Below are 2,111 nucleotides of genomic sequence, written 5' to 3'. Positions count from 1 at the left end.
CTTTTAACCAATTGGTCGTAGGTTCGAATCCTACACGACCCACCATATCAAGCTTCTGTGGAAGCTCGGAAAGCCGGAGACAGTGATGTTTCCGGCTTTTTCGTTTTCTGCGTTCAAGTATTTTTCCCCCAGCCTGCACGGCATCCATCTCTTCTCTTTGGCATTTCTGGGCGAACCGTACCGCTCAGGAAACCACTCACCTGCTGTCGGTTGTCCTGCGTGTCGGGACAGCCTCCAAGCGACGGCGCGTAGATGGTTTCAGCGAGAGGAAAAGGGAGGTGGCATATGTCGGCAGGCACAATCAGGCGATCGGTCTTATGTAGGCTTCTCGGCCGAATGCTGACGCTGATATTGCTGCTGTTGCCCAGTGTGGCAGGGGCGTCTTTGATGGACCAGGCTGCGAGCAGGGGGCGAATAGAGGAAATCGTCGACATGTTGGCGGAGATTTACGAGGTCGATCCGATGCTGGTCATGGCGGTGATAGAAGCGGAATCCTCGTTCAACCAGCGTGCCGTATCGCCGAAAGGGGCGGTCGGTCTGATGCAAGTGATTCCTTCGACGGCGGAGCGTTTCGGTATCGAGCGGCATCGTGGACAGACCATGGCTCAGACACTGACCGATCCGTTCGCCAATATCCTGGCCGGGACGCTCTACCTGGCCTACCTGAACGAAAAGTTCGAGGAAGACCCGGAACTGGTTCTCGCAGCCTATAACGCCGGTGAGGGGGCGGTGATGAAGTATCAATATCAAATACCGCCGTATCCCGAAACGCAGCATTACGTGAAAAAGGTCATGCGTCGCTATTCGCTGCTCGCCGGCTTGGACGAATGATCCTGCGGGACGGGGGTCTTTCCTGTGCCCCAGTGGCTCGGTGGTATACTCCTAGGCCGCGATGCAGATGCCGCAGGTCTTTGAGTAGAAATGACGCAGATTTCCGAACGCCTTTTGGTACAGGCCCACCTTGCCGCCAAGCAGCCCAAGCCGCTGACTCCCGAGGAGGAGGCCCGTTACCGTAGCGAGATCGCCGCTGAGCTGCAAAAGCAGAACGCGGTTCTGGTTGCTCACTATTACTGCGATCCGGTGATCCAGGCTCTGGCGGAAGAGACTGGCGGCTGTGTTTCCGACTCCCTGGAGATGGCCCGCTTCGGTAGTCAGCACCCGGCACAAACCCTGGTGGTGGCCGGCGTCAAGTTCATGGGCGAGACGGCGAAAATCCTCAATCCGGAAAAGCGCATCCTCATGCCGACCCTGGAGGCGACCTGCTCGCTCGACCTGGGCTGCCCCGTGGAGGAGTTCTCGGCGTTCTGCGACCAGCACCCCGAACGTACCGTGGTCGTCTATGCCAATACGTCGGCGGCGGTGAAGGCGCGTGCGGACTGGGTGGTGACCTCCAGTTGCGCCCTGGAAATCGTCGAAAGCCTGATGGATAACGGCGAAAAGATCATCTGGGCGCCGGATAAGCACCTCGGGCGCTATATCCAGCGTGAGACCGGTGCGGATATGCTGCTCTGGGACGGCGCCTGCATCGTCCATGAGGAGTTCAAGGCCAAGCAACTCGAGGACATGAAGGCGCTCTACCCGGACGCTGCCGTACTGGTGCACCCCGAGTCGCCTGAAGCCGTGATCGAACTGGCTGACGCGGTGGGCTCCACCAGCCAATTGATCAAGGCTGCGCAGACGCTGCCGAACCCGACCTTCATCGTCGCCACTGATCGCGGCATCTTCTACAAGATGCAGCAGCTCTGCCCGGACAAGACGTTCATCGAGGCGCCCACTGCCGGCAACGGCGCCGCCTGCCGGAGCTGTGCCCACTGTCCCTGGATGGCCATGAACACCCTGGAGCGCGTCCTTAAATCGTTGCGCGAAGGCAGCAACGAGATCCTGGTCGACCCTGCCCTGATTCCCAAGGCGGTGAAACCGCTCAAGCGCATGCTGGACTTCACCCAGGCGGCGCGGATGAAGCTTGCGGGTAACGCCTGACGCTCTCAAAAACAAAAAGCCCGGCCATGAGAGCCTAATGCTGTTCACTTAAGCGGAGCAGCCTTCCGATCCACTGGATAGCGGGTCTTCGAAATCTTCACCGTCCTGGGCCTTGATGGCCTTGGGCGGTG

Annotated in this window: 2 protein-coding genes; both read left to right on the top strand. The window is 59.3% G+C overall.

Translation table 11 applies throughout. From position 1 onward, the window contains the following. Nucleotides 1-336 precede the first annotated feature (336 nt). The gene (locus BZL41_RS00335; protein ID WP_218224308.1) at nt 337-831 is read left to right on the top strand and encodes a lytic transglycosylase domain-containing protein; all 495 of its coding nucleotides are present in this window, start codon (nt 337-339) and stop codon (nt 829-831) included. Between the two features lie 90 nt (nt 832-921). Further along, complete coding sequence (gene nadA / locus BZL41_RS00330; protein ID WP_095597452.1) at nt 922-1,980, top strand: quinolinate synthase NadA; 1,059 nt, start codon at nt 922-924, stop codon at nt 1,978-1,980. Nucleotides 1,981-2,111 lie beyond the last annotated feature (131 nt).

Source organism: Pseudomonas sp. PIC25, from assembly GCF_002286785.1.
GTDB lineage: Bacteria > Pseudomonadota > Gammaproteobacteria > Pseudomonadales > Pseudomonadaceae > Pseudomonas_M.
This window is presented reverse-complemented; position numbering and strand designations above follow the sequence as displayed.